This is a genomic window from Streptomyces sp. Wb2n-11, assembly GCF_001049855.1.
Lineage (GTDB): Bacteria > Actinomycetota > Actinomycetes > Streptomycetales > Streptomycetaceae > Streptomyces > Streptomyces altiplanensis.
The window spans coordinates 6,713,951-6,739,047 of sequence record NZ_CVPB01000001.1; the positions used below are offsets into that span (position 1 = coordinate 6,713,951).

Annotated in this window: 20 protein-coding genes and 1 pseudogene; 13 read left to right on the forward strand and 8 right to left on the reverse strand. The window is 69.2% G+C overall.

Translation table 11 applies throughout. The annotated features are described in order from the left end of the window. The first annotated feature begins 863 nt into the window (after positions 1 to 863). The 6 genes and pseudogenes from BN1555_RS30730 (at position 864) to BN1555_RS30760 (ending at position 6,466) form a co-directional block, all read left to right on the forward strand. Positions 864 to 2,063 (forward strand): PP2C family protein-serine/threonine phosphatase, encoded by a 1,200-nt coding sequence (locus BN1555_RS30730; RefSeq protein WP_093802400.1) that lies wholly within the window; start codon positions 864 to 866, stop codon positions 2,061 to 2,063. Positions 2,064 to 2,368: 305 nt separating this feature from the next. Beyond that, positions 2,369 to 2,536, forward strand: a pseudogene (locus BN1555_RS30735) (anti-anti-sigma factor); the annotation flags it as partial. Next, positions 2,533 to 2,940, forward strand: coding sequence for an STAS domain-containing protein (locus BN1555_RS30740; RefSeq protein ID WP_093802403.1), 408 nt, complete (start codon positions 2,533 to 2,535; stop codon positions 2,938 to 2,940). The pseudogene BN1555_RS30735 and the gene BN1555_RS30740, both read left to right, overlap by 4 nt. Before the next feature lie 194 nt (positions 2,941 to 3,134). Continuing rightward, on the forward strand, positions 3,135 to 3,497 hold the full coding sequence (locus tag BN1555_RS30750) for a SpoIIE family protein phosphatase (RefSeq protein WP_093802404.1): 363 nt from the start codon (positions 3,135 to 3,137) through the stop codon (positions 3,495 to 3,497). A gap of 579 nt (positions 3,498 to 4,076) precedes the next feature. After that, positions 4,077 to 4,598: a MarR family winged helix-turn-helix transcriptional regulator gene (locus tag BN1555_RS30755; RefSeq protein ID WP_093802406.1), complete on the forward strand. Its 522-nt coding sequence runs from the start codon at positions 4,077 to 4,079 to the stop codon at positions 4,596 to 4,598. A gap of 698 nt (positions 4,599 to 5,296) precedes the next feature. Next, on the forward strand, positions 5,297 to 6,466 hold the full coding sequence (locus tag BN1555_RS30760; protein ID WP_255306269.1) for a PP2C family protein-serine/threonine phosphatase: 1,170 nt from the start codon (positions 5,297 to 5,299) through the stop codon (positions 6,464 to 6,466). 56 nt (positions 6,467 to 6,522) lie between these two features. Here BN1555_RS30760 and BN1555_RS39215 read toward each other — a convergent pair whose 3' ends face one another. Both BN1555_RS39215 and BN1555_RS40815 read right to left on the reverse strand, forming a co-directional pair. Further along, the gene (locus tag BN1555_RS39215; RefSeq protein ID WP_176710182.1) at positions 6,523 to 6,921 is read right to left on the reverse strand and encodes a MarR family winged helix-turn-helix transcriptional regulator; all 399 of its coding nucleotides are present in this window, start codon (positions 6,919 to 6,921) and stop codon (positions 6,523 to 6,525) included. Between the two features lie 360 nt (positions 6,922 to 7,281). Continuing rightward, complete coding sequence (locus BN1555_RS40815) at positions 7,282 to 7,434, reverse strand: hypothetical protein (RefSeq protein ID WP_255306270.1); 153 nt, start codon at positions 7,432 to 7,434, stop codon at positions 7,282 to 7,284. A gap of 1,383 nt (positions 7,435 to 8,817) precedes the next feature. Here BN1555_RS40815 and BN1555_RS30770 point away from each other — a divergent pair. The 6 genes from BN1555_RS30770 to xdhC all read left to right on the forward strand — a co-directional run bounded on the left by BN1555_RS30770 (position 8,818) and on the right by xdhC (position 17,406). Next, entirely contained in the window at positions 8,818 to 10,005 is a 1,188-nt protein-coding gene (locus tag BN1555_RS30770; protein ID WP_176710183.1) for a PP2C family protein-serine/threonine phosphatase, read from the forward strand. 1,216 nt (positions 10,006 to 11,221) lie between these two features. After that, positions 11,222 to 11,782, forward strand: coding sequence for a cysteine hydrolase family protein (locus BN1555_RS30775; RefSeq protein WP_093802410.1), 561 nt, complete (start codon positions 11,222 to 11,224; stop codon positions 11,780 to 11,782). A gap of 127 nt (positions 11,783 to 11,909) precedes the next feature. Further along, positions 11,910 to 12,212 carry a hypothetical protein gene (locus BN1555_RS38600; protein ID WP_141662916.1) on the forward strand — a complete coding sequence of 101 codons (303 nt, stop codon included), beginning with the start codon at positions 11,910 to 11,912 and terminating at the stop codon, positions 12,210 to 12,212. 448 nt (positions 12,213 to 12,660) lie between these two features. Continuing rightward, positions 12,661 to 14,160, forward strand: coding sequence for a xanthine dehydrogenase small subunit (locus BN1555_RS30780; protein ID WP_093802411.1), 1,500 nt, complete (start codon positions 12,661 to 12,663; stop codon positions 14,158 to 14,160). After that, on the forward strand, positions 14,157 to 16,595 hold the full coding sequence (xdhB, locus tag BN1555_RS30785) for a xanthine dehydrogenase molybdopterin binding subunit (protein WP_093802413.1): 2,439 nt from the start codon (positions 14,157 to 14,159) through the stop codon (positions 16,593 to 16,595). Before BN1555_RS30780 ends, xdhB begins: the two co-directional genes overlap by 4 nt. A 1-nt stretch (position 16,596) precedes the next feature. Further along, positions 16,597 to 17,406: a xanthine dehydrogenase accessory protein XdhC gene (xdhC, locus tag BN1555_RS30790; protein WP_093802414.1), complete on the forward strand. Its 810-nt coding sequence runs from the start codon at positions 16,597 to 16,599 to the stop codon at positions 17,404 to 17,406. 214 nt (positions 17,407 to 17,620) lie between these two features. On the opposite strand, the gene BN1555_RS30795 is transcribed toward xdhC, so the two are convergent. Then, positions 17,621 to 18,856, reverse strand: a complete 1,236-nt coding sequence (locus BN1555_RS30795; RefSeq protein WP_176710184.1) for a PP2C family protein-serine/threonine phosphatase — start codon at positions 18,854 to 18,856, stop codon at positions 17,621 to 17,623. A 990-nt stretch (positions 18,857 to 19,846) separates the two neighbouring features. On the opposite strand from BN1555_RS30795, the gene BN1555_RS30800 reads away from it, so the two are divergent. Further along, positions 19,847 to 21,085 carry an acyl-CoA dehydrogenase family protein gene (locus tag BN1555_RS30800; RefSeq protein WP_093802415.1) on the forward strand — a complete coding sequence of 413 codons (1,239 nt, stop codon included), beginning with the start codon at positions 19,847 to 19,849 and terminating at the stop codon, positions 21,083 to 21,085. A gap of 90 nt (positions 21,086 to 21,175) precedes the next feature. Here BN1555_RS30800 and BN1555_RS30805 read toward each other — a convergent pair whose 3' ends face one another. From BN1555_RS30805 to BN1555_RS30825, 5 genes are read right to left on the reverse strand one after another with little or no spacing between them, the layout of a single operon-like run. Further along, positions 21,176 to 21,775, reverse strand: a complete 600-nt coding sequence (locus tag BN1555_RS30805; protein ID WP_093802417.1) for a GAF domain-containing protein — start codon at positions 21,773 to 21,775, stop codon at positions 21,176 to 21,178. A gap of 43 nt (positions 21,776 to 21,818) precedes the next feature. After that, on the reverse strand, positions 21,819 to 22,421 hold the full coding sequence (locus BN1555_RS30810; RefSeq protein ID WP_093802418.1) for a GTP-binding protein: 603 nt from the start codon (positions 22,419 to 22,421) through the stop codon (positions 21,819 to 21,821). Then, on the reverse strand, positions 22,399 to 22,776 hold the full coding sequence (locus tag BN1555_RS30815) for a DUF742 domain-containing protein (protein WP_093802419.1): 378 nt from the start codon (positions 22,774 to 22,776) through the stop codon (positions 22,399 to 22,401). The genes BN1555_RS30810 and BN1555_RS30815 overlap by 23 nt, the downstream gene beginning before the upstream one ends. 2 nt (positions 22,777 to 22,778) lie before the next feature. Next, positions 22,779 to 23,234 (reverse strand): roadblock/LC7 domain-containing protein, encoded by a 456-nt coding sequence (locus BN1555_RS30820; protein ID WP_255306271.1) that lies wholly within the window; start codon positions 23,232 to 23,234, stop codon positions 22,779 to 22,781. A gap of 25 nt (positions 23,235 to 23,259) precedes the next feature. Continuing rightward, on the reverse strand, positions 23,260 to 24,783 hold the full coding sequence (locus BN1555_RS30825) for a sensor histidine kinase (RefSeq protein WP_255306464.1): 1,524 nt from the start codon (positions 24,781 to 24,783) through the stop codon (positions 23,260 to 23,262). Between the last annotated feature and the right edge of the window lie 314 nt (positions 24,784 to 25,097).

Here is a 25,097-nt window from a genome sequence, read left to right on the forward strand (position 1 = left end):
GACCTGGACCCCGGCGGCGTCCAGCCGCAGCTCGATGCCCTCGTCCCGCGCATGGGCGAACACCTCGACCGGGGTCCGAAGCCGCAGTCCGGGGCGGCCGGGGACCGCACAGCCCCGATCGGCAGGCAGCGTATGTGCCTCCCCGACGACCCGGGCGAGTGGAGCGGCCGACACCGAACAGCCGACTCCAGCACCGAGTGCGGCACATCGTGCCGCAGGTGAACCAGTGTGGCCACCGAGCGGTCCACGAAGGCCGGCCGATGCCGGGCACCGGCCCCTGCCGTACGCTCCCTTGCCCCGCCACGTGTGCCGTGACGACTCCCCTCGGCAGTGGCCGGCCAGGAGCGGCCGACTCCTCGGTCAGACGGCCCGGATGCTGACGGGACACCCCGTGAACAGCCGATGCGCGAGAACTCCCCGGGCCGCCACGATCGGGTCGTGCCATCCCCGCCGCTGACGCGCTCACCCGCAATCACGCACCAGCTCGTAAGGGCCCGCAGAGAACTAACTCGTGCATTCTTCGGCTTGAACGCCCAGCTCAGCGCGTCGCACGCCCACATGTTGTTCCTCTGCGGACCCGAAGAGCGTGTCACCGCACCGCCCGGGCTGCGCGCCCTGCGGGCGTCGGCGGAGCCCCTGACGCGGCAGTCTCCGGCCTCCCGCCTGAGAACAGGCCGCGTGGCGTGGACACACACCTGCCTGGTGCGTCGACGCTTCGATGAGGTAAATATTTGCCGTGGGGCAATATTTTGAGGCGACTCCTGTAGTCGTAGAGGGCCCTTGTGGGGGCACTCAGGGCATAGGCAGGCACTCCGCCTCCCTCGGCTGGGTGCCTGCCTATGCTTCCTGATTGATCCACTTTTATGCGAAATGGTCTTACTGTGAAGAACCTTCTGGCTGCGGGGCGAGCTGTACGGTCGGCCGCACCCCACGCGCTCTTCGACGGAGTGCGAGCCGCCTTGATCGAGTACTACGAGGCCGTTGACGTCGACCTGCTGATGGCCGATTACAGCCTCACCTGCCTGCAACCGGTGACGGCCTTGCCTCATACGGCGCAGCCGTTGTCGGTGGAATCCAGTCCGGAAGGCCGCGCGTTCGGCAGTCAGGAGCCGTTCGGCCAGTACGTGGCCCGAGACGGGGCCGTTGATCTGCATCTGCCGGTGACGGTCCGCGGAGACAGGCTCGGGATCCTGACCGTGCGTCTTCCTGAACACAGATGCACGCCCGACACCGTTGCGGAACTCACCGAGATCGCTGAAGTGCTCGGGCATGAAATCGTTGTCGCCGAGCGCGACACGGACTTGTACCTGCAGGCCCGGCGCGCCACCCGCCTCACCTTGGGATCGGAGATGCAATGGCAGCTGCTGCCCGCCAGGGCTTGTGCGCGTCCTGAGTACGCGATCGGGGCGCAGCTCGAGCCTGCTTACGACATCCACGGCGACAACTTCGACTGGTCGAGCACGGCCGAGAGCCTCACCCTCAGCGTCACCAACGGCATGGGTGACGGGATCCAGGCATCCCTGCTCACCAACCTGGCGGTCAACGCCCTGCGCAATGCCCGCAGGGCCGGCATCGGCATCGCCGATCAGGCCGCCCTGGCCGACCAGGCCGTCTACGCGCAGTACCGCGGAGAGGTCTACGTCTCCACCCTGCTGCTGTCCTTCGAGCTGGCCACCGGGCGCGGGCAGGTAGTGGATGCCGGATCACCTCAATTGTGGCGGCAGAGGGGCAAGGTCGTGGAGCACGTCGACTTCGAGGCGCAGCTCCCGCTGGGAATGTTCGACGAGACCGCATATGTGGCCCAGGAGTTCCAAGTGTTGCCCGGCGACCGCCTGATCTTCGTCAGCGACGGCGTCTACGGCGCTCCCTCCGGGACCGGCGAGGCGTACGGGGAGCGCGCTCTGGCACGCGCCATCCAGTCTGCCGGCCTGTTGCCGGCTGCTGCGGTGCCGCGGGCGCTTCTGCGGGAACTGGCGTCGTACCGCGACGCGGACGCTGAAGACGACGCGCTGGTCCTGTGCCTGGACTGGTTCGGCCGCACGGATTCCGGACAGTGCTCCTGAGGGGGGCCTTGCCGGTCCGCTGAGCGTGAAGGTTCAGATCCAACTGACCTCCTGAGAGCCGGAGTTCCGGCTCCGGGAGCAGCCGGTTGCGAGGGGAGGGGGTGCTGGTTGCGAACGGGAGGAAACCCTTTCGCCTGTTCACCTTTCAGCGCACACGGGAAGGGTGAAGCTGCGCAGAAGCCCGCAGCAGGGGCAGTCGGCGTATCGGGCACGGCTACTGACCGGCCGACAGATCATGCCGGTGGTCGGAGGACGGCCTGCGGTGAGGGGAAAGGGTGGGGGAGGCCGACGCTCTGGTCGCTGCTGTCGTCGCCGGCCTCCGGAGTCCGCTGCCGATCGCGCAGACCATCGCCCAACTGGGCATCGACCTGCCCACGATCATGACCCGGGCCACCCTCGCGGACGCTCTGTCCGAGGCGATCAAACTCACTGCCGGCTCTCTGGTCCCGTACGACGCACCGGCCCCTCGGTGACCGGCCGTTCGAGCGGCGTTCCCCTTCTGCGCCTGGGCGACGTGCTGATCACCGGGTTGCTCAACGAGTTGGACGACAAAGCCGCTCCGACCTTCACGCACGGGCTCACGGAGCGCATTTCGGCCGACCGCGTACGCGACGTCTTGATTGACATCTCCCGGCTCGAGATCATCGACTTGTTCGTAGCGCGTACGCTCATGGAGTCGACCACGATGGCCAGGCTGCTGGGTGCACGCGTGATCGTGGCCGGGATGCGGCCGCCCGTCGCTATCACGCTGGTCGAACTCGGGATCGAACTCGTCGGCGTGGAAACGGCTCTCAACGCTGAACAGGGCATGGCTGCCCTGGGCTGGCACCAAAGTTCGCAGCCCCCGGAAGGGGCCCGACATGACGCACCTCGCTAAGACGACCTCCGGCGCTCCCGTTCCTGTCCCTTCCGAGAGCTGCCCCACACCCAGTTGCGCCGCGAAGGAACCCATTACCGAGGTGGCACTGACCACCGAGGAAGACCTGCTTGCGGTTCGCCATGCGGTGCGGGCGGCGACCCTCGCTGCCGGCTTCGGCCTCGTCGATCAGACACGGGTGGTGACGGCCGCCCGTGAGCTGGCGCGCAACGGCTACATGTGCTGCGCCTCCCGCGCTCCTGCTCCGGAGCGACGGACAGGCCCGCTACCTCGAGGTGAGAGGCAGAGGCATCGGCTTCCCCCTGCCGGGCAGCGAGCAGGTCCTGCACGCCGGGATCGGCCCGGGCGACCTCCTGATCCTCTACACCGACGGTCTCACCGAGAGCCGCAGAGACCCGATCGAAGGCGAAAGGCGCCTCATCGAGACGGCGCGCCGGCACGCGTCCAGGCAGCTGGCTGAGATCCCCGGATCCCTCGCGGCCGACACGCGCTCAGTGGTCCTCCACTCCGACGACACCCTGGCTCTGGCCATCCGCATCACCGGGAGCGGTGCGTGATGCTGCCCGTTTCGGGACGCGGGGCCGCGACCGCTGGGCGTCCCCTTCCTGACCGCGTCCCTCACGCCTTTTCGATGGCCGGAAAGCCAAGAGCCGTGACCAGCCGTGACCACGTCCGCGCCCACTGACTGCTCCGGTGCACACCGGAGCATGTGCTCCTCAGGAACCGGACCCCGCCCCAGCGCCTGTCGCGCAACGGTCCTGCTCGCATTGCTGAACCGTTCGGCCCCCGTTGGCTTTCGCACCGGCAACGCCCGTGCCGGACACACGCGAGGTGGGCACCGGCTCTCCCGGAAAAAAACTGGGTGACGAACCCCCATCCGGCTGATCGCCTTTCTCCGCCCGGCCGGTCCGACAACACCCTGATGAACGGCTGCAGGCCGGTGCGGGTTCAGCGGCCTTTTCCCTGCCGGTCGAGGTGGGACAGCCGCACGGCCGGAGCCGGAGCCGGAGCCGGAGTCGGAGCCGGAGGCTGGGCAGGCAGGGCAGCCGCCCCAACGGCAGAGACGGCACGCATGTGGACGCCGGACGAATTGGCGGGAGCTGACAAATCACTCTCCCGGGTGAGAGAATGGTGCAATGCCCCGCACTCTGCATTCCGCTGATCATGGTCAGGTGGCTCACGCCGCATGCGCGGTGTCGGAGCTCCTTCAAATGCTCTGGGGACGTGGGCAGGAAGCCGCCCCCTCGGGTCCCGTTTCTCCTTCGCAGCTGCGTGCGCTCACGACGCTCGAAGGCCAGGAGGGTCTCAACCTGCGAGCGTTGGGCGAGGCACTCGGGACTCGGCCGTCATCCGTGAGCCGTCTGTGCGACCGTCTGGAAGCGTCCGGGCTCGTCGAGCGATACCCGAGTACGACCAGTCGCAGAGAGATCGAGGTGCGACTGAGCCGGCGAGGGCGCGCTGTGCTCGCCGAGTTCCGGGCTTTCCGGGCAAGTGAGGTCGAGACGGTGCTGCAGAAGATGTCCCTGTCGCAATTGGCGGCACTGGCCGAAGGCCTGGAAGCCTTCCGAGCCGCCGCCGCAAACCTCGGCCTTGCCGTCGAGGCCAGCGGGCAAGAGCGCTCTGCGGGCATCGCCCAGAGCTTGCCCCACACCGGTTGACGCGGCTTGCCGGCCCGTCCCGCATCACGGCTCGCCGCTGCTCCATGCCGAAACAACCGCAACAGCGGCACCAGGACCGGTTGGTCGGCCCGGCCGTGGGCTTTGTGCTTCCAGGCACCTGTCGCACCACAGGGGTCAATCCAGGAGCCATCGCGAGCTGTTACGGAGAACGGTCCGTCAAGAGCAACGACCTCCTCGAGAGCGAAGTGGTCATTGCCGCGCCAGAAATCACGATCGCCATCCAGGAGACGGACGCACTGTTCATCTCGGAGCCGTACGGAACCTGGAAGCCAGTGAAGTAAAGCCGCAGACTCCGTCGGCCACGTCCGCGTCACTGCACGGGTGGCGCATGAGCCCCCATCAGGCCAAGGGCCTTCGCCCCTCGGGGGCCGGGCACAGCACCGCGCCGACGTCGGCACACTCGCCGGTGAGTGGCGGGGTGGTGATCAAGCAACACGCGTGCGTGCAGCCCGCCTGCCCGGGGCCACCGACGACCGGTACCGTTGCCGCCCGGCAACCGTTCCGGTGCTGCCGGATTCGCCCACCGTTTCTCCGGTACGAGGCTGACGGTCCCCGTTGCTCATGATGGCCATGCGGGTCCATCGGAGGCAGGATGGAGGGTGTGGTGAACGCGCCGTGGTGATCGACACCTTCGCCATCCACGTGCAGCCTGATGCTGGGCGATGAGAGAAGAGATCATGACTGACCTGTCCAGCGGTTGGCTCGGCGCGGCCGAAAGCGCCCTGAGGGCGGCGCCGCCCACCCGTCTGCTGTCCACGGCACGCTCCCTGCTCGCCGCCTACCTGGACGCCCGCTGGGTGAGCCTGCTGCTCGCCGACTACGGTCTGACCTCGCTCCAACCCGTGACCTGCCTGCCGCACACGGGAGAAGCGGTGCCCGTGCGCGGAGAGCACCCGGCGGGCCGCGCCTTTTCGACGGAGGCCGCGGTCGTGGAGGTCACGGCAGAGCCGGGCATGGTCACCGTGCACCTTCCCGTCACCGTGCGCGGAGACCGGCTGGGCGTGCTGTCCGTGCATCTGCCGGAGCCGGCCAAGGGAACTCCGGGCGTGCTGGAGCTGGCGGCCTTCGCCACGGCGATCGGGCATGAACTGCTCGTCGCCGAGCGAGACACCGACCTCTACCTTCAGGGCCGCAGGCGCAGGCGTCTGACCCTGGCGGCGGAAATGCAGTGGCAGCTGTTGCCCGGCCGAGGGTTCATCCAGGACGACTACACCCTCGGCGCCCACCTCGAACCCGCCTATGCGATCGGCGGGGACAATTTCGACTGGACCAGCACCGACGACCATCTCACCATCACGGTGTCCGACGGCAAAGGGACGGGAATCCAGGCAGCCCTCCTGACCAATCTCACGGTCAGCGCGCTGCGCAACGCGCGCAGGGCCGGGATCTCCCTCGCCGACCAGGCATCCCTCGCCGACCAGGCGATCTACGGTGAGTACGCGGGAGCGCTCCACTCGGCGACCCTCCTGTTGCGCTTCGATCTGGCCACCGGGCAGGTCCAGGTGGTCGACGCGGGCTCCCCGCAGCTTTTCCGCCTGCGGCAGGAGGTGGTGGAGTTGATCGGGCTGGACGCGCAGATGCCACTGGGCATGTTCGAGGAAACGCAGTACTACGAGCAGTCACTGACCGTGGAATCGGGAGACCGCCTGGTCGTCGTCAGCAGCGGCGTGCACCAGGCCCGGTCGCAGGACGGCAGGTTCTTCGGTGAGGACGCTCTGCGCGAGACCATCGCTGCCACGCGCAGCTCGTCGGCGCACGAAACAGCACGCGCCGTGGTCGACGGACTGGTGCAGTACCACGGCAGTCACGACCTCGCACAGGACGCCGCCGTCGTGTGCGTGGACTGACGCGGTAGGCCCGCCTCTGCGTGACCGGCACTCCGCTGCTCCGACGGGCCGGTCGGCTACCCCTCCGCCTGGTCGGTCTCGGTGAGCTGAGCAGCCCTCGAGAAGGCCAGCAATCCGTTCAGGAGGCCCGTGCGTTCGGCTGAGGGCATTCGGCTGAGCACCTCCCCGAACCGTGCGCAGCGGCGGGCGAGCAAGGCATCGATCAGTTCGTTTCCCGCCGGCGTCAGGACCAGCTCGATCTCCCGCCGACTGGTGCGGCCGGGTTCGCGGCGCAACAGGCCGGCTGCTTCGAGGCGATCGCACAGCCTGCTGACAGCAGGTGGAGTGGCGCCGACTTCATCGGCCAGCCGTGTGAGGTTGACGCCCGGCTTGCGCCGCAAGATCAGCAGTGCTTCCCACTGGGGCGCCGACAGCCGGGGCGAGGAGGTGCGAGACGTCTGTGTCCATGCGGTCACCAAAGCTTCTGTGGCCTCAGCCACCTGGACCGGCAGGTCACGCAGAGGGCCCTCCGGTGGTCCCGCGAGGTCCATACGGCCGTCACTCCCATGAACAGTTGTGCACCCCTGCAGGAGGCTGATGCTCTCGCGGCACGCATTGGACGAATCTATTACTCGCCGTCTGCCCGCTCTGTCGAAAGTATCCCCACCAGGGGTCATGCTTCCCGGAGTGCCGCGACCGAGGCGAGACGACTGAGCTGACTGGCCCCCCGGTGAGGCCGTACGCGCCACCTTGAGTTCTTTGTGCCTGTGACGCATGGACGCATGCACTCCGTTGTCCTGCTGGAACCACGCCCGTCCCTGCTCCGCCGCATCCGCTCACCCCGCCGGGGTGCCATGGGTCCGGGCCGGCACGGCGCTGATCGTGCTACCGGAGCCAGGGCCGGCTGTGATGGTCGCGCTGCCGCCGTTGAGGTCGAAGGCGACCTCGCGCGGAGGAGCGGGGCCGGGGTCGCCGACTGCGGTGCTCACCGTGTCGCGGTCGGCGCGGGGGTGAGGCTGTCGGTGAATGCTCGGGCGACGGCACGGGTGCGATGCGCATCGGCCGTACCGTCACCCGTCGTCCGGTGCGAGGTGCTCGAGTTGGCCATTTTCGTGTCGTTCACGCACGTGCACCCCACCTGGATCGGTTGTGCCGGTTTGCGGAACGGGCGCGCCCGCACAGGCGGCTTCCACTCGGGGACGGCGGAATCCCAGCGCCTTCGACGAGAGGAAATCTGCTGTGTCGGTAGTAGACATTGCTGTGTGGCGGGGTAGGGTTTTGCTCGTAGTCAGGGCCGCAAGCAGAGGCGCGGCAGAGCAGAACCGCCGCGCATGCACGCTCGGGTGAGTTGTGGCACGGCAGCGGCACCTCAGGGCCGGATGCGCCAGGGTTCTGAGGTCGGCTGCCGGGCCGACGGCTCAAAGGGACCGCGAGCGGTTCCGTGGTTCCAGCAGTACGACAGGTTGATCGCAAGGAAAAGGAGGCGGACGCCATCAGGATCGCCCGGGCGAGGAAGAGTCCGCCCGGGTACCGAAGACCCCCGAAAGGAAGGTGGTCCCCGGTCACGCGACAGCGATCCCCGAATCCCCGCCCGTCCCCCTGGGCGGAGAGGCGGAAACAGGAATCCGGCGCAGAAACAGCCGGTAGATGGTGTTGACCCCCGGGGCCCTGGTGCCATCCAGCACCAGGGCCCCTCGTGTGTTCGGGCCGAGAGGGAGCACCCGAGCCCCGTCCTCCTGGGAACAGCTCGGACACGGCCCTGGAGCGGGGGTGGCGACACCGCGACCACAGAGGGACCCAGCCGATGAGCTGCTCCAGCGACAGGGGGGTACGTGTGCGAGGTCAGGGCGCTCGGTCCGAGGGAGAGGGACGACCGCCCATGAACGCGTCGGTGCTGATTGGTGCTGACCGGCGGGATCGTGCGGGACGTGTAGGACGGTGACGATGGGCGGGTCAGGGCGCTGTCTGAGCGACTGGCCCAGCGGGCGGACACCGGAGCATCCTTGCTGCTGCTCCAGAAGAAGACCTCTGATGACAGCGCTGGACACTGGCCCTGCTCTGCCGGTGATGTGTGCGCCGCCCGGACAGGGGCCGACCGGCACGGCCTTCAAGCCGTTACTGGATCAGTCGCCGTGTCCACTGCGCCATCCGCCGTCGGGGCGTCGGCGCGTCCTGTACGGCTTGGGGCCGGCTGGAACGGAAGAGCCAGGGGAGAGCCCTTGGTGTCCTCTGTCCTGCGACAGCGAACTTCGGGCGCGTGCCGCCGAACCTTTGCTCTCCGGCCGAAGCACGTACGCGCTGAAGCATGTGCCGCAACTGTGATGCCTGTGGAGACAGTGGGCAGAAGAGTCCGCAACGTGAAGGAGGCAGATGTGGTGCGTGATCGGATCGGACTGGCGGAGGTGCTGGCAGCGGCGGAGGATGCCGCGCCGGTGGGCTCCCTCGATGTCGTGGCGCGCAATCTGCGTGACCGGTTCGGCGTGAGATACGTGTCGTTCCTGTTCGTCGACCTTGTCGGTCGACGTCTGTTGCGGGTCAGTGAGAAGACGGCTGGGGAACAGGGGCGCCACGCCGATCAGGTCCCTCTCGCCGGCAGCATCTACGACGAGGTCCTGCGCGCCCAGAAGGTGATGCGGACGCCGGAGGGGGAGCGGGGGCAGCGGGTGCTCGCCCCCGTCACGAACCGCGGCGACACCATCGGGGTCCTGGAGCTGTTTCTCGCCGAGGTCACTCAGGATGTGCTGGAGCAGGTCGAAGAGGCGGCGCACGCACTGGCGTACATCATCGTCACCGACCGCCGGTTCACCGACCTCTACCACTGGGGCAACCGCACCACCTCGGTCAGCCTGGCCGCGGAGATCCAGCGCCAGCTCCTGCCCTCGGCTCCTTCATGCGAGGCCGCCGAGTTCGCCCTCGCCGGCGCTCTGGTCCCGGCTTCCGACATCGCCGGTGACACCTATGACTACACCCTCGACCACGACACCCTGCACCTGTCCGTGACCGACGCCATGGGCCACGACGTCGACGCCTCGCTCATCGCCACCCTTCTGGTCAACGCCTCCCGCGGCGCCCGCCGTGCTGGGGCGGACCTTGCCGAGCAGGCCCGCCAGGCACACCAGGCCCTCCTCGACCACGGCCGACGGACCTTCGCCACCGGGCAGTTGCTGCGCATCGCCCTGGACGGCACCGGCGCCCAGCTCGTCAACGCCGGCCACCCCGGGCCGCTACGGCTGCGCGACGGCACAGTCGACGAACTGCACCCGGCCGCGGACCTGCCCTTCGGCGTCGCCGGGCAGGGCCCGTACCGGGTGCAGGACCTCGACCTGCGCCCCGGCGACCGCCTCGTGCTCTACACCGACGGCATGCAGGAACGCCAAGCGAAAACCGCCGACCTGCCCGGCCTCCTCCGTAAGACCGCCGCCGAGCACCCCCGCGAGGTCGTGCGCACCCTGGTCGCCGCGGTCACCGACGCCTGCGACGGCCATGTAAGGGACGACGCCACCGTCCTGTGCCTGGACTGGTACGGCCCCCAAGCCGAAGGCCGCCGCGCGAACGCCTGAGCTGTACGCGGGGCCGCGGAACCGTGTGTCCGGTAACCCGGTCGCGGGAGGAGTTGCTGCGCTTCTTGGAGCGGGTCCAGGTCCGGCAGTCCGGCAGACCCGGCCGGACCGGTCCGCCTCGCCGCCGACGCCGACCCGCCGGCCGTGGCCAAGGAGATGGTCGCCCGCATCGTGCGCGCCGGGCCCGGGGCCTGACCGGGGCCGCTTCCGGACGCGTCCGGAAGCGGCTGGTCTCGAAGGGGGTCTGCAAGAGGTGGAAGGGCGCCGTGGAAGGGCGCCTGCGAGCCCTCCGCGCGGGTGGCGCAAGGAGAAGGCGTGCGAGACCGAGGACGCCGTCGTCGGCGCGTCCACCGGGGCCGCGGCCGCTCCCCGCACGCTGCTGGGCCACAAGGACGCCGGCGGGCGTCCGGATACGCCGGTGCTCACCCCGGCCGGGGTGAGCACCCGTGGACGCGGCGGTCATTCTCCGAGGGGCGGGGACCCGTGAGGCTCCGCATGTCATCCTCGTTCGCCCCGAGCTGGTCGTGGAGGTCGTCGTCGGTTTCGCCCGGGACGGCTCGGGGCGCCGGCGGCACCACGCCCGGTGGCGCCGGGACCTGACCGCAGGGGTTCCCGCGCCGCGCATCGCCCAGTCGGCCGGCCTGGACCCCCAGGACATCGGCGCCTCACCTCGGCAAGCCCGCTGGCACGCCGTGTCGGGCGGGCCCTGTTCCCCATCCGACACCAGATGGTCCGGTGCTGGTCCGGTGCTGGTCCGGTGCCGGGCCGGGGTGAGCCGGCCGGTGCAGCCGGCTCCTCCCACGGGCGCCGCAGTTCGCCGTGGCGGTGCGGGTGGCGGCCGTCGGCTCGAGGCAGGTCTCCGGCTGGGCGAAGCTCCGGGCCCGTGCGTCGGCGGCCGTCCGTTCGTCCCGGGCCGCCACCGGCCCGCCGCTGTCGCAGCATCGGGCAGCAGACCCGCCTCACGGTCTTCGGCGTGGTCGGTGCCCCGTGGCCGGGGCACATGATCGGGCGAAGGCCGCCTCGCTGTCTGGAGAACACACAGGCCGACAGCCCAGCCCGAGGCCCCCACCATGCGTCGCACGAACTGCCGGCTGGGAACCCGTGTCCGCTCGTCCTGCCCGACGGGCTCATCACCACCGTGCTCGGGGCCGCGTAGGAGTCGGACATCAGAACTTGACCTGTTTCAAGGCGAATTGGCTTCGTTCCTGGAGGCGACATGAGCAGCGCCCTTCTTGTGACGGACGTTCAACAGGCCATTGTGGACATCGCAGGCGGCGACTCCGGATATCTGTCACGTCTGCGCAGGGCGATCGACGGGGCCCGGGCGGCGGACATCCTCGTGGTCTACGTGGTCATTGCGCTACGTGCTGGCTTCCCGGAAGTCGGCACGCGCAGCAGGGCTCTCACCGCCATCGCGCAGGCCGGTCTCTACGTCGAGGGCGCACCAGGCACCGGGATCCACCCCGAGGTCGCGCCCCGGCCGGGTGACGTGGTGGTCACCAAGAGGCGGGCGAGCGCGTTCTCGGGCAGCGATCTCGACGTGGTGCTGAGGGCACGCGGTGTCGACAGCCTCGTGCTCACCGGCATCGCCACCAGTGCTGTGGTGCTGTCCACCCTGTGCCGGGCGAACGACCTGGACCTCGGCCTCACCGTCCTCTCCGACGCCTGCCTGGACACCGACCCGGAGGTGCACCGGGTCCTCACCGAGCGGCTGTTCCCGCAGTGGGCGGATGTTGTCACCGTCGGCGACTGGGTCGAGGCGATCGCACCTCGATAGCGGCAGACCGGGCGGGCGACAACACGGATGGTCGGCTCCGGCGGGCCTGCCTGTCTCCGCGGGCCGGCCGAGCCGCAGTCGGGATCCGACTCGGACAACGTCCGCCCTGCCTGGATACGGTGAGTCCATGAGCGGTGGTGACCAGCCGAACGCGGACGAGATCGAGGCGTGGTTCGCTGGTGTGGCGGAGGGGCGCGTGAGCCGCGATGCGGCCGACCGATGGGCCGGACGTTGGTACGGCGACGACGAACTCGAATGGGGCGGTCTGTCCCGTTGGGCCCTGGGCCTCCTTTGTTCCGGCATTCCACGGGGGCGCTCGGACGCGACCTTCGCAGGGAGGCCGCTGTGCCGCATGGTGATGCCGGGGCTCCGGCGCGTCGGGGCCGGCGGGTGTGGCGCCGTTTCGCTCGGCGGGTCTGCCGGTAGCTGATGAGGGCTGCGGCTGTGCCGGTGAAGGTGGGGAAGTGCTCGGTCCCGCGCTCGTGGCGCCGGGGCACCAGCCTCGGATCCGATCGGTTCTCGAAAGACCGAGGGCCACCTCTTGACCTCGGTGACCCCGGCCACTACTTTGCGGTAGACGCCGATCCATGACTACCGGAAGGAGGCGACCAGCGGATGTACACCAGCTCTGATCTCGGTCGCCTCGCCCGCAATACGGTCTGGGTTCCGGGTCGAATCGCACACGGCTGCTGAGCACGCCGTTCTGATGTGCCCCTTCGTGGCACGCTTCGGGTTTCCCCTCACCATTTTCCGGCACGTCGCTGTTGCGTGCCGTTTTGCGCCCGCTTCTCTCACGTGGCGCGTCTGAACACAGAAAGCTGCCTGAAATTGGCGAACATGATGAATCGACCGATCGCGCACCGGAACGAAGGCATGTCGTGGTAGCGGCGCGGATCACGGTCAACGGGAAAGACACACCCATTTCACCGGCCGCGCCCCACACCACCGTGCTGGATTTCCTGCGCGAGCGTGGTCTCACCGGCACCAAGGAGGGCTGCGCCGAGGGTGAATGCGGCGCCTGCTCGGTCCTGGTGGCCCGTCCCGGGGTGAACAAGCCCACCGACTGGGTGGCGGTCAACGGCTGTCTGGTCCCGGTCGCGGCGCTCGACGGTCAGGAGGTCATCACCTCCGAAGGTCTCGCCACCGCCGGCGAACCCGGCAAGCAGCCCACCCTGCACCCCGTGCAGGAGGAGATGGCGGTTCGCGGCGGCTCCCAATGCGGTTACTGCACACCGGGGTTCGTCTGCAGCATGGCCGCCGAGTACTACCGGCCCGACCGCTGCGCGCACCCGGACCCGGCCGACGGCGCGAACCTGGCCGACAACGCGGAGCCGGCCGGCAGTGCTGACGCCGAGCACGGTCCGAACGGTTTCGACCTGCACGCGCTGAGCGGCAACCTGTGCCGCTGCACCGGTTACCGCCCGATCCGCGATGCCGCGTTCGCCGTCGGTACGCCCACCGACGAGGACCCGCTGGCACAGCGTCGTGAGCAGTCCCCGCCCGCACCGGTCGCCACCGCGTACACCCGGGAAGACGCCGCGTTCCTGCGGAGGAGCACCCTCACCGAAACGCTCCAGCTGCTGCGCGAGCGGCCCGACGCGGTGGTGGTCGCCGGCTCCACCGACTGGGGTGTGGAAGTGAACATCCGTTCCCGCCGGGCGGATTGCGTGGTCGCCGTCGACCGGCTGCCCGAACTGCGGGAGCTGCGTGTCGGATCCGACTCCATCGAGATCGGGGCGGCGCTGACGCTCACCGAGATCGAACGCCGCCTCGACGGCCGTGTCCCGCTGCTGGCGGAGCTGTTCCCGCAGTTCGCCTCCCGGCTCATCCGCAACGGTGCGACCCTCGGCGGCAACCTGGGTACGGGCTCTCCCATCGGCGACAGCCCGCCGGTACTGCTCGCGCTGGAGGCATCGGTGGTACTTGCCGACGCCGACGGCGAGCGCGAGGTCCCGCTCGCGGACTACTTCACCGGCTACCGGCAGAGCGTGCGCCGTCCAGACGAGCTGATCCGCGCGGTGCGCGTCCCGCTGCCGCTGTCGCCGGTCGTGGCCTTCCACAAGATCGCCAAGCGGCGCTTCGACGACATCTCCAGCGTGGCAGTCGCTTTCGCGCTCGACGTCGAGGACGGGATCGTCCGCACGGCACGCATCGGCCTGGGCGGCGTGGCCGCCACCCCGATCCGCTCCCTCGCCACCGAGGCGGCCCTGGAGGGCAGGCCATGGGCGGCGGAGACCGTCGAGGCCGCGGCCCAGGTGCTGCGGGGCGAGGGCACGCCGATGAACGATCACCGCGCCAGCGCCGAGTACCGCTCCGCGATGCTCGGCCAGAGCCTGCTGAAGCTGTACGCGCGAACCACCGAGGCGGTGCCTTCATGAGTCATCTGTCCGATCGCCCCGAGAAGCCTGTCGTCGGCGTCCGCATGCCGCACGAGAGTGCCGTCCTGCACGTCACCGGCGCCGCGCTCTACACCGACGACCTGGTCCATCGCACCAAGGACGTGCTGCACGCCTACCCGGTCCAGGTCATGAAGGCCCACGGCAGGATCACCGCGCTGCGCACCGAGTCCGCGCTCGCCGTGCCCGGTGTGGTCCGCGTACTGACCGGTGCCGACGTGCCCGGCGTCAACGACGCCGGGATGAAGCACGACGAACCGCTGTTCCCCGACGAGGTCATGTTCCACGGCCACGCGGTCGCCTGGGTGCTCGGCGAGACCCTGGAAGCGGCCCGGCTCGGGGCGGCGGCCGTCGAGGTGGAACTCGACGAACAGCCCTCCCTGATCATGTTGCGGGACGCGATCGCGGCGGGCAGTTTTCACGGCGCCCGGCCCGCGATGCTGACCGGCGACGTCGACGCCGGCTTCGCCGACTCCGCGCACGTGTTCACCGGCGAGTTCCAGTTCTCCGACCAGGAGCACTTCTACCTGGAGACGCACGCGGCACTGGCCCATGTCGACGAGGCCGAGCAGGTGTTCGTCCAGAGCAGCACCCAGCATCCTTCGGAGACCCAGGAAATCGTCGCGCACGTGCTCGGTCTGCACAGCCACGAGGTGACCGTGCAGTGCCTGCGGATGGGCGGCGGCTTCGGCGGCAAGGAGATGCAGCCGCACGGGTTCGCGGCCGTCGCCGCGCTCGGCGCCAAGCTGACCGGCCGGCCGGTTCGGCTGCGGCTCAACCGGACCCAGGACCTGACCATGTCCGGTAAGCGGCACGGGTTCCACGCCCAGTGGAAGATCGGTTTCGACGCCGACGGCCGCATCCAGGCCCTGGACGCCACCCTGACCGCGGACGGCGGCTGGAGCCTGGATCTGTCCGAGCCGGTGGTGGCCCGCGCGCTGTGCCACATCGACAACACCTACTGGATCCCCAACGCGCGCATCACCGGCCGCATCGCCAAGACCAACAAGGTCTCCAACACCGCCTTCCGCGGCTTCGGCGGACCGCAGGGCATGCTGGTGATCGAGGACATCATGGGCCGGTGCGCGCCCCTGCTCGGCCTGGACCCGATGGAGCTGCGGGAGCGCAACTTCTACCGGCGGGGTCATTCGACGCCGTACGGACAGCCGGTCGTCCAGCCCGAACGGATCTCCGCCGTCTGGGAGCAGGTCAAGGACAACGCCGGCATCGCCGATCGCAAGCGCGAGATCGCCGCCTTCAACGCCGCGCACCCGAACACCAAGCGGGCACTCGCGATCACCGGCCTCAAGTTCGGCATCTCGTTCAACCTCACCGCCTTCAACCAGGGCGGCGCGCTGGTGCTGATCTACAAGGACGGCTCGGTCCTGATCAACCACGGCGGCACCGAGATGGGCCAGGGCCTGCACACCAAGATGCTGCAGGTGGCCGCGACCACGCTGGGCATCCCGCTGCACAAGGTGCGGCTGGCTCCGACGCGAACCGACAAGGTGCCCAACACCTCCGCCACCGCCGCCAGTGCCGGGGCGGACCTCAACGGCGCGGCGGTGAAGAACGCCTGCGAGCAACTGCGCGAGCGGCTGCTGCAGGTGGCCGCCACCCAGCTGGGTTCGAACGCCTCGGACGTGCGCATCGTCGAGGGCGTCGCGCGCACGCTGGGCAGTGACAAGGAGCTGCCCTGGAACGACCTGGTGCGTACCGCGTACTTCCAACGGGTTCAGTTGTCGGCGGCCGGTTTCTACCGGACCGAGGGGCTGCACTGGGACGCGAAGACGTTCAGGGGCTCGCCGTTCAAGTACTTCGCCCATGGCGCCGCCGCAGCCGAGGTGGAGGTGGACGGCTTCACCGGCGCGTACCGCACCCGGCGGGTGGACATCGTGCACGACGTCGGCGACAGCCTGTCCCCGATGATCGACATCGGTCAGGTCGAGGGTGGGTTCGTGCAGGGCGCGGGCTGGCTGACACTCGAGGACATGCGCTGGGACGCCGGTGACGGGCCGAACCGCGGCCGGCTGCTGACCCAGGCCGCGAGCACCTACAAGCTGCCGAGTTTCTCGGAGATGCCCGAGGAGTTCAACGTCACGCTCCTGGAGCACGCCACCGAAGAGGGCGCGGTGTACGGGTCCAAGGCAGTGGGTGAGCCTCCGCTGATGCTGGCGTTCTCGGTACGGGAAGCGCTGCGGCAGGCCGCCGCCGCGTTCGGGCCGAGCGGAGTCGGCGTCGAATTGGCCTCGCCCGCGACGCCGGAGGCGGTGTACTGGGCGATCCAGGCGGCTCGCCGGGGCGGTGCCTCCCCGGACGGCCACGCCCGCGACGGGTCTGCCGCCAACGGCCACGCCGGAAACGGACCCGTCGACGGCACGGTCCGAACCGACGCGGAAGCGTTGAGCGGTGCCTGACATGACGTGGATCGCCGCGGTCGCACGGCTGCGAGCACGCCGGAAGCCCGGCGTGCTGGTCACCGTCGCGACCGTGCGCGGCCATGCCCCGCGCGACGCCGGCGCGAAACTCGTCGTGGGGCGGAGCGAGACGTGGGGCTCGATCGGCGGCGGCAATGTCGAGGCCGTCGCGATCGACCGGGCCCGGGAGATGATCGGCGCGTCCAAGCCGGAACCGGAGCTGATCGATTTCGCCCTGAACGACAAGGTGACCAACCGGCACGGCGTGCAGTGCTGTGGCGGCACGGTCTCGGTGCTGCTCGAACCGCTGCCGGTGGTACGGGCGGTGGCGGTCTTCGGCGTCGGGCACGTCGGGCTGGAACTGGCGCGCATCCTGGCACGTCAGGACCTCGACCTCCATCTGGTCGACAGCCGCTCGGACCTCCTCGCCGAGGAGCGGCTCGGCGTGCTGGCGGACGCGGTGGCGCAGGTGCACGTGCACCACACGCCGCTGCTGCCCGAGGAGGTGCTGGCGGATCTGCCGCGCGGCACCCACGTCCTGATCATGACCCATGATCACGCCGAGGACGCCGCGCTGTGCGACGCCGCCTTGCGCACGACCCATCTCGGCTCCATCGGGCTGATCGGGTCGGCGGCCAAGTGGGTGCGGTTCCGCAAACGCCTCGCCACCGAGGGCGGTCACGACGAGGCCACCATCGACCGGATCAAGACCCCGATCGGGCTGGCCGACATCACCGGCAAGGAGCCCGCGACCATTGCCGTGAGCGTCGCCGCCGATGTGCTGCGCACCTTCGAAACCGAGAGGAACTGACGCTCCCGCCGGATCGGCAGGGGTGCCCCGCGCTCGTGCGAACGCACACTTGCGGGGCGCCCTCCCGGCGCGACTGTGCCCGTCACTTCAGCAGGCGGGTCACACCGGGGCAGGAGCCGGCTCGCGCCCTTCGACGACCCGAACCTCGTCCTCCTTGCCCCGGGAGCCGTGCCGGGTCGCCGGCGTGGGACAGAGGGCAGCGCGGCACGGAGAGTCATTCGAGGACGACGAGATGGTCGGCGGCGCCCCCGCGCCACTCGATCAGGAAGACGGTCGAGTCGTCGCTGGTGCGTCCGCCGCGTTCCTGTTTCAGGGTGCGGGAGAGCCACAGGGCTGCGGCGCGGATCTCTTTGTGCGGGTGTGCCTCGACGCAGCGGACGAGGCGTTCCTCGCCGAACGGTTCGCCGTCGGCGTCGCGTTCCTCGATGACGCCGTCGGTGTAGCAGAGAACCCGGTCGCCCCGCTGGAGTTGGTACTGGCTGATGGGCGGGTGTTCGCCGCCGAACCCGACCGGCAGGGTGGTGGGGCCTTCCAGCCGTCCGTGAACCCGGTGGTCGCGGATCAGCATCGGCGCCGGGTGGCCGGCGTTGACCCATTGGAGGAGGCCGGTGGTGACGTTCAGGTTCATCATCTGCGCGGTGACGAAGTGGTCGGGTCCGAACTGCTCGGCGATGGCCTTGTCCATGTACGCGTACTTCTCGGACAGGTTGATGCCGGAGCGTCTGGCGTGGCGGTAGGCGCCGACGGCGACGGTCGCCATGGTGGCGGCGTCCAGACCGTGGCCCATCGCGTCGATCACGGCCGCATGGAGGATGTTGTCGTTGAGGGCGTAGTCGAAGCTGTCGCCGGCGATGTCGTAGGCGGGTTCGACGGCTCCCGACACGGCGACCTGGGGTACGGACATCGTCAGCGGTGGCAGCAGGGACCACTGCATCTCGGCGGCGACGCTCATCGGTTCGCGGCGCCGGGCCTGGAAGAACCGGTCCGTGTAGGCATGTTTGGTGACCAGCATGTCGGCGACCAGGCCGGCGAGTCTGCGCAGCAGGCGCCGGTCGTCGTCATCGACGGTGTCCAGGGTGAGGACCATGACGCCCACCTCGTCGCTGCCGTCCAGCAGAGGCAGATGGACCCGTACGCCGTCGGCCTGCCGCACCTCGACAGCGGACGCACGCAGGAACGCGGTCCCGGCCGGTGAATCGGCGATCGCCTCCGGCTCATCCACGACCAGCCTTCTGCCCGGCAGCGGCACGAGGAGTTCCTGCGCGTAATCCTGCAGAAGGATCGAGACGTCACGGCCCCCCACCCTGGCCACCTCTTCCGCGATCAGCGGAGCGATCAGCTGCGGCGGCATCTCGTGCGCCCGGTCCAGCAACACCCCCAGCAGTCGCTCGCCGAACCCCTCCGACCGATCCACCCTCCGGTGATCAGCCCGCCGCTCACCGTCCGCCACAACCGCTCCCTCTGACGTGCCCGTGGGCTGCCGGTCCCTTGTCCGAGGCGTCCACGGTCCTCACACCCCAAAAGCCTGGCATCAACGATCATTGCCCGCTGCCTCCCGACACGCAGACCGTAAGGGCTCTTGTTCCTGACGTGTCCCTCTGATGGCCGCAGAGAGGAAGGGGGCCCGGTGACCGGCAAGCACGCCGACGTCTGCATCGGTACCAGCGTCTGCGCCGCCCGCCGCCACCCGCATGAAGACGTTGATCGGTACGGGCTGCCCCCTGATCCCCCGCCCGGGCGCTGGAACACCTCGACGGTCTCGGCCTGGACGGGGAAGCCGCCGGGCTGTTCCTGTCCGGCGCCGCACGCCGGATCTTCCAGTGGCGGGAGAGGCCCGAGCGGTCCGGCGCCCGGCAGGCGGTCTGCGACCGTTTCCCGCGACGGTGGGACGCAGGCGTCTTCCGGCCCCTGCGGGAAGGGGCGATCGCCGGAGCCGCCCGCGGAAACCGCGGCTGACCGCCGGGGTTCGGAGTGCGAGAACGCCCTCGGGTGGTTCCGGGGGTACGGAACCAGCCCATGCGTCCGCACGTGTAGGTGCGCACTGGTTCAGTCGCGGCCGAAATGCGACAGGTGCCGGTGTCAAACATGGGCGCCCGGCGAAACGGGCCTCGGTGGCTGGTTTTCGCCCTGCGCGAGTCCCCGCTCTCCCGGGCACATGCCTGGTGGGCAGGCCGATGGCGAGGCGGACCAACTGTGCTCTCCCACACGCAGCTTCAGTACCGTGCGTATCAGTATGTGAGCAAGACGCCTTTCGTATCGCACAGGTTGACTCAAACTACAATGCGTAGCATTTTGGCCAAAGACAGTAAACGATCTTGGCTGTGAAGGGTCGGGTTGTAGATCATATTGCTGTCGGCCAGTCTGGGACGGGGAACTGCTGCCCGACGTACGACCTCCGCGTCCCCTCTGGACGCGGGGGAAGCGCGGAGGAAGGCTTGTTGTGGAACGCTATTTCGCCAACGAGTCCCACGAAGACCTACGACGGCAAGTACGCGACTTCGCCGAGCGCGAAGTACGGCCTCGAATACCCGAGATGGAGGCCTCGCGCACCGCGTCGCACCCACTGTCCCGTCTGATCGCCCGGCAGGGCTGGATCGGCGCGACCATCGACCGGGCGTACGGGGGGATGGGTGCCGGGCACCTGGCCAAGACCATCATCATCGAGGAGCTCGCCCGTGTCAGCGGAGCGATGGGGGCGATGGTCCAAGCCAGCCAGCTGGGCGTCGCCAAGATCATCCACTTCGGCAACGACCTCCAGAAGCGGACCTGGCTGCCGCCCATCGCCGCCGGAGACGTGCTGCCGACCATCGCGGTCACCGAGCCGCAGTCGGGCGGGCACGTCCTCGGCATGGAGTCCACCGCGGTCCGTGACGGCGACGGCTACCTCCTCAATGGCAGGAAAGTCTTCGTGGGCAACAGCCACGTGGGCGATCTGCACGGTGTCGTCGTCCGTACCGGCCCCGGATCGAAGGGGCTGTCGGCCTTCCTCGTCGAGTCCGACCGCCCCGGTTTCTCGCTGGCCGAGCAGATGCCCGCCATGGGTCTGCACGGATTTTCCTTCGGCGAGCTGCGGTTCGACAACTGCTGGGTGCCGGCGGCGAACCGGCTCGGTGAGGAGGGCCAGGGCCTCGCCGTGGCCTACAGCTCCTCGATCCTGTACGGCAGGGCCAACCTCGCCGCGGTCAGTCTGGGCATTCACCAGGCCGTGTACGACGAGACCCGGGCCTTCTGCCTCGAGCGCGAGCGGTACGGTGCACCGCTCGGCGAGCTCAACAACATCAAGATGAAGCTGGGCCTGATGCACCACCGGCTCATGACCGCGCGATTGACCGCCTACCACGCCGTGCACCTGCTCGGCCAGGGGCTGCCGTGCGACGCGGAACTCATGAACGCGAAATACCTCAACTACGAGTCCGCCGTCGATTCGGCCCGCGACGCGATGAACATCCACGCCGCTGCGGGCCTCTTCACCGACCGCCCCGTCGAGCGGTTCCTGCGGGACGCGCAGCACATCTACGCACCCGCCGGCACCTCGGACGTACAGCTGCTGCGTCTGGGCGAAGTGGCGCTCGGAACGGCCAAGGGCCAGTGGTCCGAGCGCCTGGCGCACCTGGTGCGGACCGCGCCCCCCGAGTACCGCGAAGCGGAGCGGCTGGCGACAGCCGGCCACGCGATGTGAGAAGGGGAAAAGTTACGGGCACAGTGCCGTGCACGTGACTCCCGCACCTGGTTCAGGCCCCTCCCGGGGAGCGCGGCCGTCTCCTTTTGTTCAGATCCGGCCCCGGGTCTCCGCGTTGTGAATGCGGTCGACCAGTTGCTGCGCCATGAACTTGATGGTCTCGACGCCCCGCGACCCCCACTGCCGGGCCTCCGTATCCACCACGCAGATCGTCCCGAGCGGCATGTCCGTAACGGGATCGATGAGCGGTGTACCCAGATACGTGCGGATGCCCAGCTCGTTCACGACCGGATTCCCCGCGAACCTCGGATAGTCGAACACGTCTTCCAGGGGGAACGCCTTGCGCCGCAGAACGACGTGCGGACAGAAGCCGTAGTCGAGAGCCATCTCCCGGCCGACCTGGCCCTGCTGTTCCTGTGGGGCCAGCTCGACCGTGCGGTCGGAATCAGGGGTGTAGAGACCGGCGAAGAACTGGCGGTGCTCATCGATGAAGTTGACCATCGCATAGCGCGCACCCAGTTTGTGGGCCAGGTCCCGGGCGAAATGGTCGAACTCCGGGACGGGGCTGTCCCCCCGCAGGCCGAGCTCGCGCAGACGGGCGATTCGGGCCGGTGCGTCGCGGTCGTCGGCGTTCAGGCGCAGATGGCCGGTCGGGTCGGATGAGAGGTCGTCGGCTTCAGAGGGGGACATGGTGTTCCGTTCGGCTGAGGGGGACGGTTGCGTCGAGCGAGGGTCAGTGCATCAGGTCGGGCTCTGCCACCGGCGTCCCGGGAGCGAAGCTGAGGATGTGCTGTACGAGTGCGATCAGCACGCTGGTCGCTGAGGCGCACTGGCGCGCATCACACATCACGACGGGCACGTGGGGCTTGAGGTCGATGGCCGCGCGGACTTCATCGGGGGTGTAGTGGTAGGCGCCGTCGAATTCATTGACGGCGACCGTGAAGGCGATGCCGCGCCGCTCGAAGAAGTCGACGGCGCCGAAGCAGTCCTCGAGCCTGCGGGTGTCGGTGAGGACCACCGCTCCGAGCGCGCCCGCGGAAAGTTCGTCCCACATGAACCAGAACCGCTCCTGCCCGGGCGTGCCGAACAGATAGAGGACATGGTCCTTGTCGAGGGTGATGCGGCCGAAGTCCATGGCCACGGTCGTGGTCGACTTGTCCTCGACGCCGACCAGGCTGTCCGTGCCGGCGCTGGCCTGGGTCAGCCGCTCCTCGGTGCTCAGCGGCTCGATCTCGCTCACCGCTCCGACGAAGGTGGTCTTGCCGACCCCGAAGCCCCCGGCTATGAGGATCTTCAGGGCGGTGGGAAAGGGATCAGAGCCGCTTTCGTAGGCCACGCAGCACCGCCTCCAGTGTCTCTCGATCGGTCAGGGCCGCCGACTCGATGACACGAGGCGCCCGTGTGGTGAGCGCCTCGTGCTGCACGAGGTCGGCGAGAAGTACTTTGGTGACGACGGCCGGCAGCCTCATGTGGGCGGCCACCTCGGCCACCGAAATCGGGCCGTCGCACAGGTCCAGGGCCTGCTCGTGTTCAGGCCCCAGATAGGTCTGCGGCCGCGCGCCGGTCGCGAGCACTAACGTCAGAAGATCAAAGTGCGTCGAGGGGCGGGTGCGCCCCTCGACAACGGTGTAGGGCCGGATCAGATGCCCGGCCTCATCGTCGACCCAGAGCGCGTCTGGCTCGTCCGTCATCCTCAAAGCCTGCCCTCGGGCGGTGCACCCATCGGCTGGCGGGCAGGTGTGGAGAGGAACGGACGTACGGACTTCACGAGCATGCCCATCTCGTAGCCGAGCGTGCCGGGATCGGTATTCGGTCCGGCGAGCACGGCGAGCACGGCGCCGCTGCCGGCCGAGGAGACGAAGAGCAATGCGGTGGTCAGCTCCACCACCACCTGACGCACCTCGCCGCCGTCGGCGAAATGCTGGCCGACTCCGCGCCCGAGGGAGCTGAGCCCTGATGCCAGAGCGGCCAGGCGGTCCGCCGAGTTGTCGTCGAGATCCACGCCGTGTTCGGCCTTCGTGGAAGCGACGGCCCTTTTCAGGCCGTCGGAGGACAGCAGTAGTGCGTGCCGGGTCCCCGGCACCTTCACCAACAGGTTCTGCAGGAGCCAGTCAAGCCGGTCGGCGTGGCCAGTACGGATGTCGCTCACGGTGGCGTTCTCTTTCCTCGGGGGGTTAGTAGCGGTCGCTGTCGGCGGGACTGCCGTCGGACGCGTCATCGGCAAGGCCCCAGCCCTGCCGGAAGGCACCCAGTAGTCCCGGAGTGGGCTCCGCTTCCTGCTCGTCCCCCGTCGTGCGAGTCCTGGGCGTCTCCCGGAGCTCCGGCACCAGGTTTTCCTGTGCCCGGCGCTTGGGCAGCTGAGGCCGCCGGCCGTCGGCGCCGGCATCCGAGGAGCGCATGTCATTCCTCGGTGTCACTGGCTCGGCAGCCCGGTAGTGCTGCGGCGGTGTGGGGGACCGGTCCCACGCGACGGCCTCCGGCTGCGGCTGCGAGGCCGCTTGCTGAGCGGCCGCAGTCCGGGGTGCCGGCGGGCCCTGGACGGAAGGGTTCTGTACTGGCGCCGCGGGGGCGTGCTGCGGCGTCTCGGTCCCCTGCTGCGGCGCGGCGGCGGACTCCTCGCCCAGCAGGCGGTGCGGAAGCACCAGGACTGCCTGCACCCCGCCGTAGATGTTGGTTTGCAGTGTCACCGGGATGCTGTGCCGACGGGCCAGCGCGGACACCACGAAAAGACCGATACGGCCGTCGGCGAGCAACTTGCCGACATCGATGTGGTCGGGGTCGGCAAGCAGCTCATTGAGCCGGGCCTGATCCTCGACGGGAATGCCCAGACCACGATCCTCGACCTCCACGGCGAGGCCGGCCGTGACGATGCGGGAGCGCAGCAGCACCTGGGTGTGGGGGTCGGAGAACACGGTGGCGTTCTCGATCAGTTCGGCCAGCAGGTGAACGACGTCGGCGACGGCGTGGCCCTGCAGCGTCCCCTCGATCGGCGGCACGAGCTTCACCCGGGAGTACTGCTCCACCTCGGCGATGGCCGAACGCAGCACTTCGTTCAGCGCCACCGGGCGGGTCCACTGCCGGCGGGAGACGGTGCCGCCGAGCACCGCGACGTTCTCCGCGTGCCGGCGGGTGCGGGTCGCCAAGTGGTCCACGAAGAAGATGCGCTTGAGGAGTTCGGGGTCTTCGACCTCACGCTCGAGATCGTCGAGTTCTTTGATCTGGCGGTGCACGAGGGACTGCAGCCGCCGCGCGAGGTTGACGAAGACCTCGACCTTCGCCCGGTTTCCCTCCGGAGCCGGCCGGGGAGGCTGGGCGGTGGGCGCGGCAGGACGGGCCGCCTGTACGAGAGCCGCCCCGGCCTGCCACTGGCCGAGCTGGATCGCGTACTCGAGACGGGCGAGCGCATCGCCTTCGGCCGGGGCCTCATGGGCGAACGGAGGCAGCTCGAAGCGCTCGCCGTTCCTCAGCCGACGCAGCAGGGCCTGCAGGTGTAACTCACCGGCGGCGGCGGTGCGGTACAGCCGCTCGTACCGCTGCGCCCGCGCCTGGGCCTCGGAACGGGACGCGACCACGGCGCGGGCCAGGAAACCACAGCCGAGAACAGTGGCGGCAGCGAGAACGGCCCAAGTGGTGGCGTCGGCAGCGCCCTCCTGAGAGAGTAGGACGAATACGACGGTGGCAGCCGAGACCACTGCCATGCCTGCCACGGGTATGACGGCGAGCCGCGTCAGGACGGAGCGCGAGCGGGAGTCCGGGGCAGACTCCTGGGCCGACGTTCTGCCGTGCCTCTTCCGTCCCCGCGTCGGGGGCGCGGAGATGGGCCGACTGGGTTCCGGGCGCGCTGAATAAGTTGGGGGTTCAGACATCGGAGTCCTCTCGATCGGCCTCGGAACAGGGGGGAAGCACCGCAGGCCGACCGTCAACACGGGGGAACCATCGGACAGTTAATAGCATCGGTACCCTACGACACCCTCATCCAGGTGACGTAATCACTCCGGGGCCTCCGTCCGCC

Excerpts from the sequence above, each read along its gene's own strand:
- BN1555_RS30730 (WP_093802400.1), top strand. The coding sequence starts at position 864 with ATGCGAAATGGTCTTACTGTGAAGAACCTTCTGGCTGCGGGGCGAGCT.
- BN1555_RS30755 (WP_093802406.1), top strand. The coding sequence starts at position 4,077 with ATGCCCCGCACTCTGCATTCCGCTGATCATGGTCAGGTGGCTCACGCC.
- BN1555_RS30760 (WP_255306269.1), top strand. The coding sequence starts at position 5,297 with ATGACTGACCTGTCCAGCGGTTGGCTCGGCGCGGCCGAAAGCGCCCTG.
- BN1555_RS30775 (WP_093802410.1), top strand. The coding sequence starts at position 11,222 with ATGAGCAGCGCCCTTCTTGTGACGGACGTTCAACAGGCCATTGTGGAC.
- BN1555_RS38600 (WP_141662916.1), top strand. The coding sequence starts at position 11,910 with ATGAGCGGTGGTGACCAGCCGAACGCGGACGAGATCGAGGCGTGGTTC.
- xdhB (WP_093802413.1), top strand. The coding sequence starts at position 14,157 with ATGAGTCATCTGTCCGATCGCCCCGAGAAGCCTGTCGTCGGCGTCCGC.
- xdhC (WP_093802414.1), top strand. The coding sequence starts at position 16,597 with ATGACGTGGATCGCCGCGGTCGCACGGCTGCGAGCACGCCGGAAGCCC.
- BN1555_RS30805 (WP_093802417.1), bottom strand. The coding sequence starts at position 21,775 with ATGTCCCCCTCTGAAGCCGACGACCTCTCATCCGACCCGACCGGCCAT.
- BN1555_RS30815 (WP_093802419.1), bottom strand. The coding sequence starts at position 22,776 with ATGACGGACGAGCCAGACGCGCTCTGGGTCGACGATGAGGCCGGGCAT.
- BN1555_RS30825 (WP_255306464.1), bottom strand. The coding sequence starts at position 24,783 with ATGGCAGTGGTCTCGGCTGCCACCGTCGTATTCGTCCTACTCTCTCAG.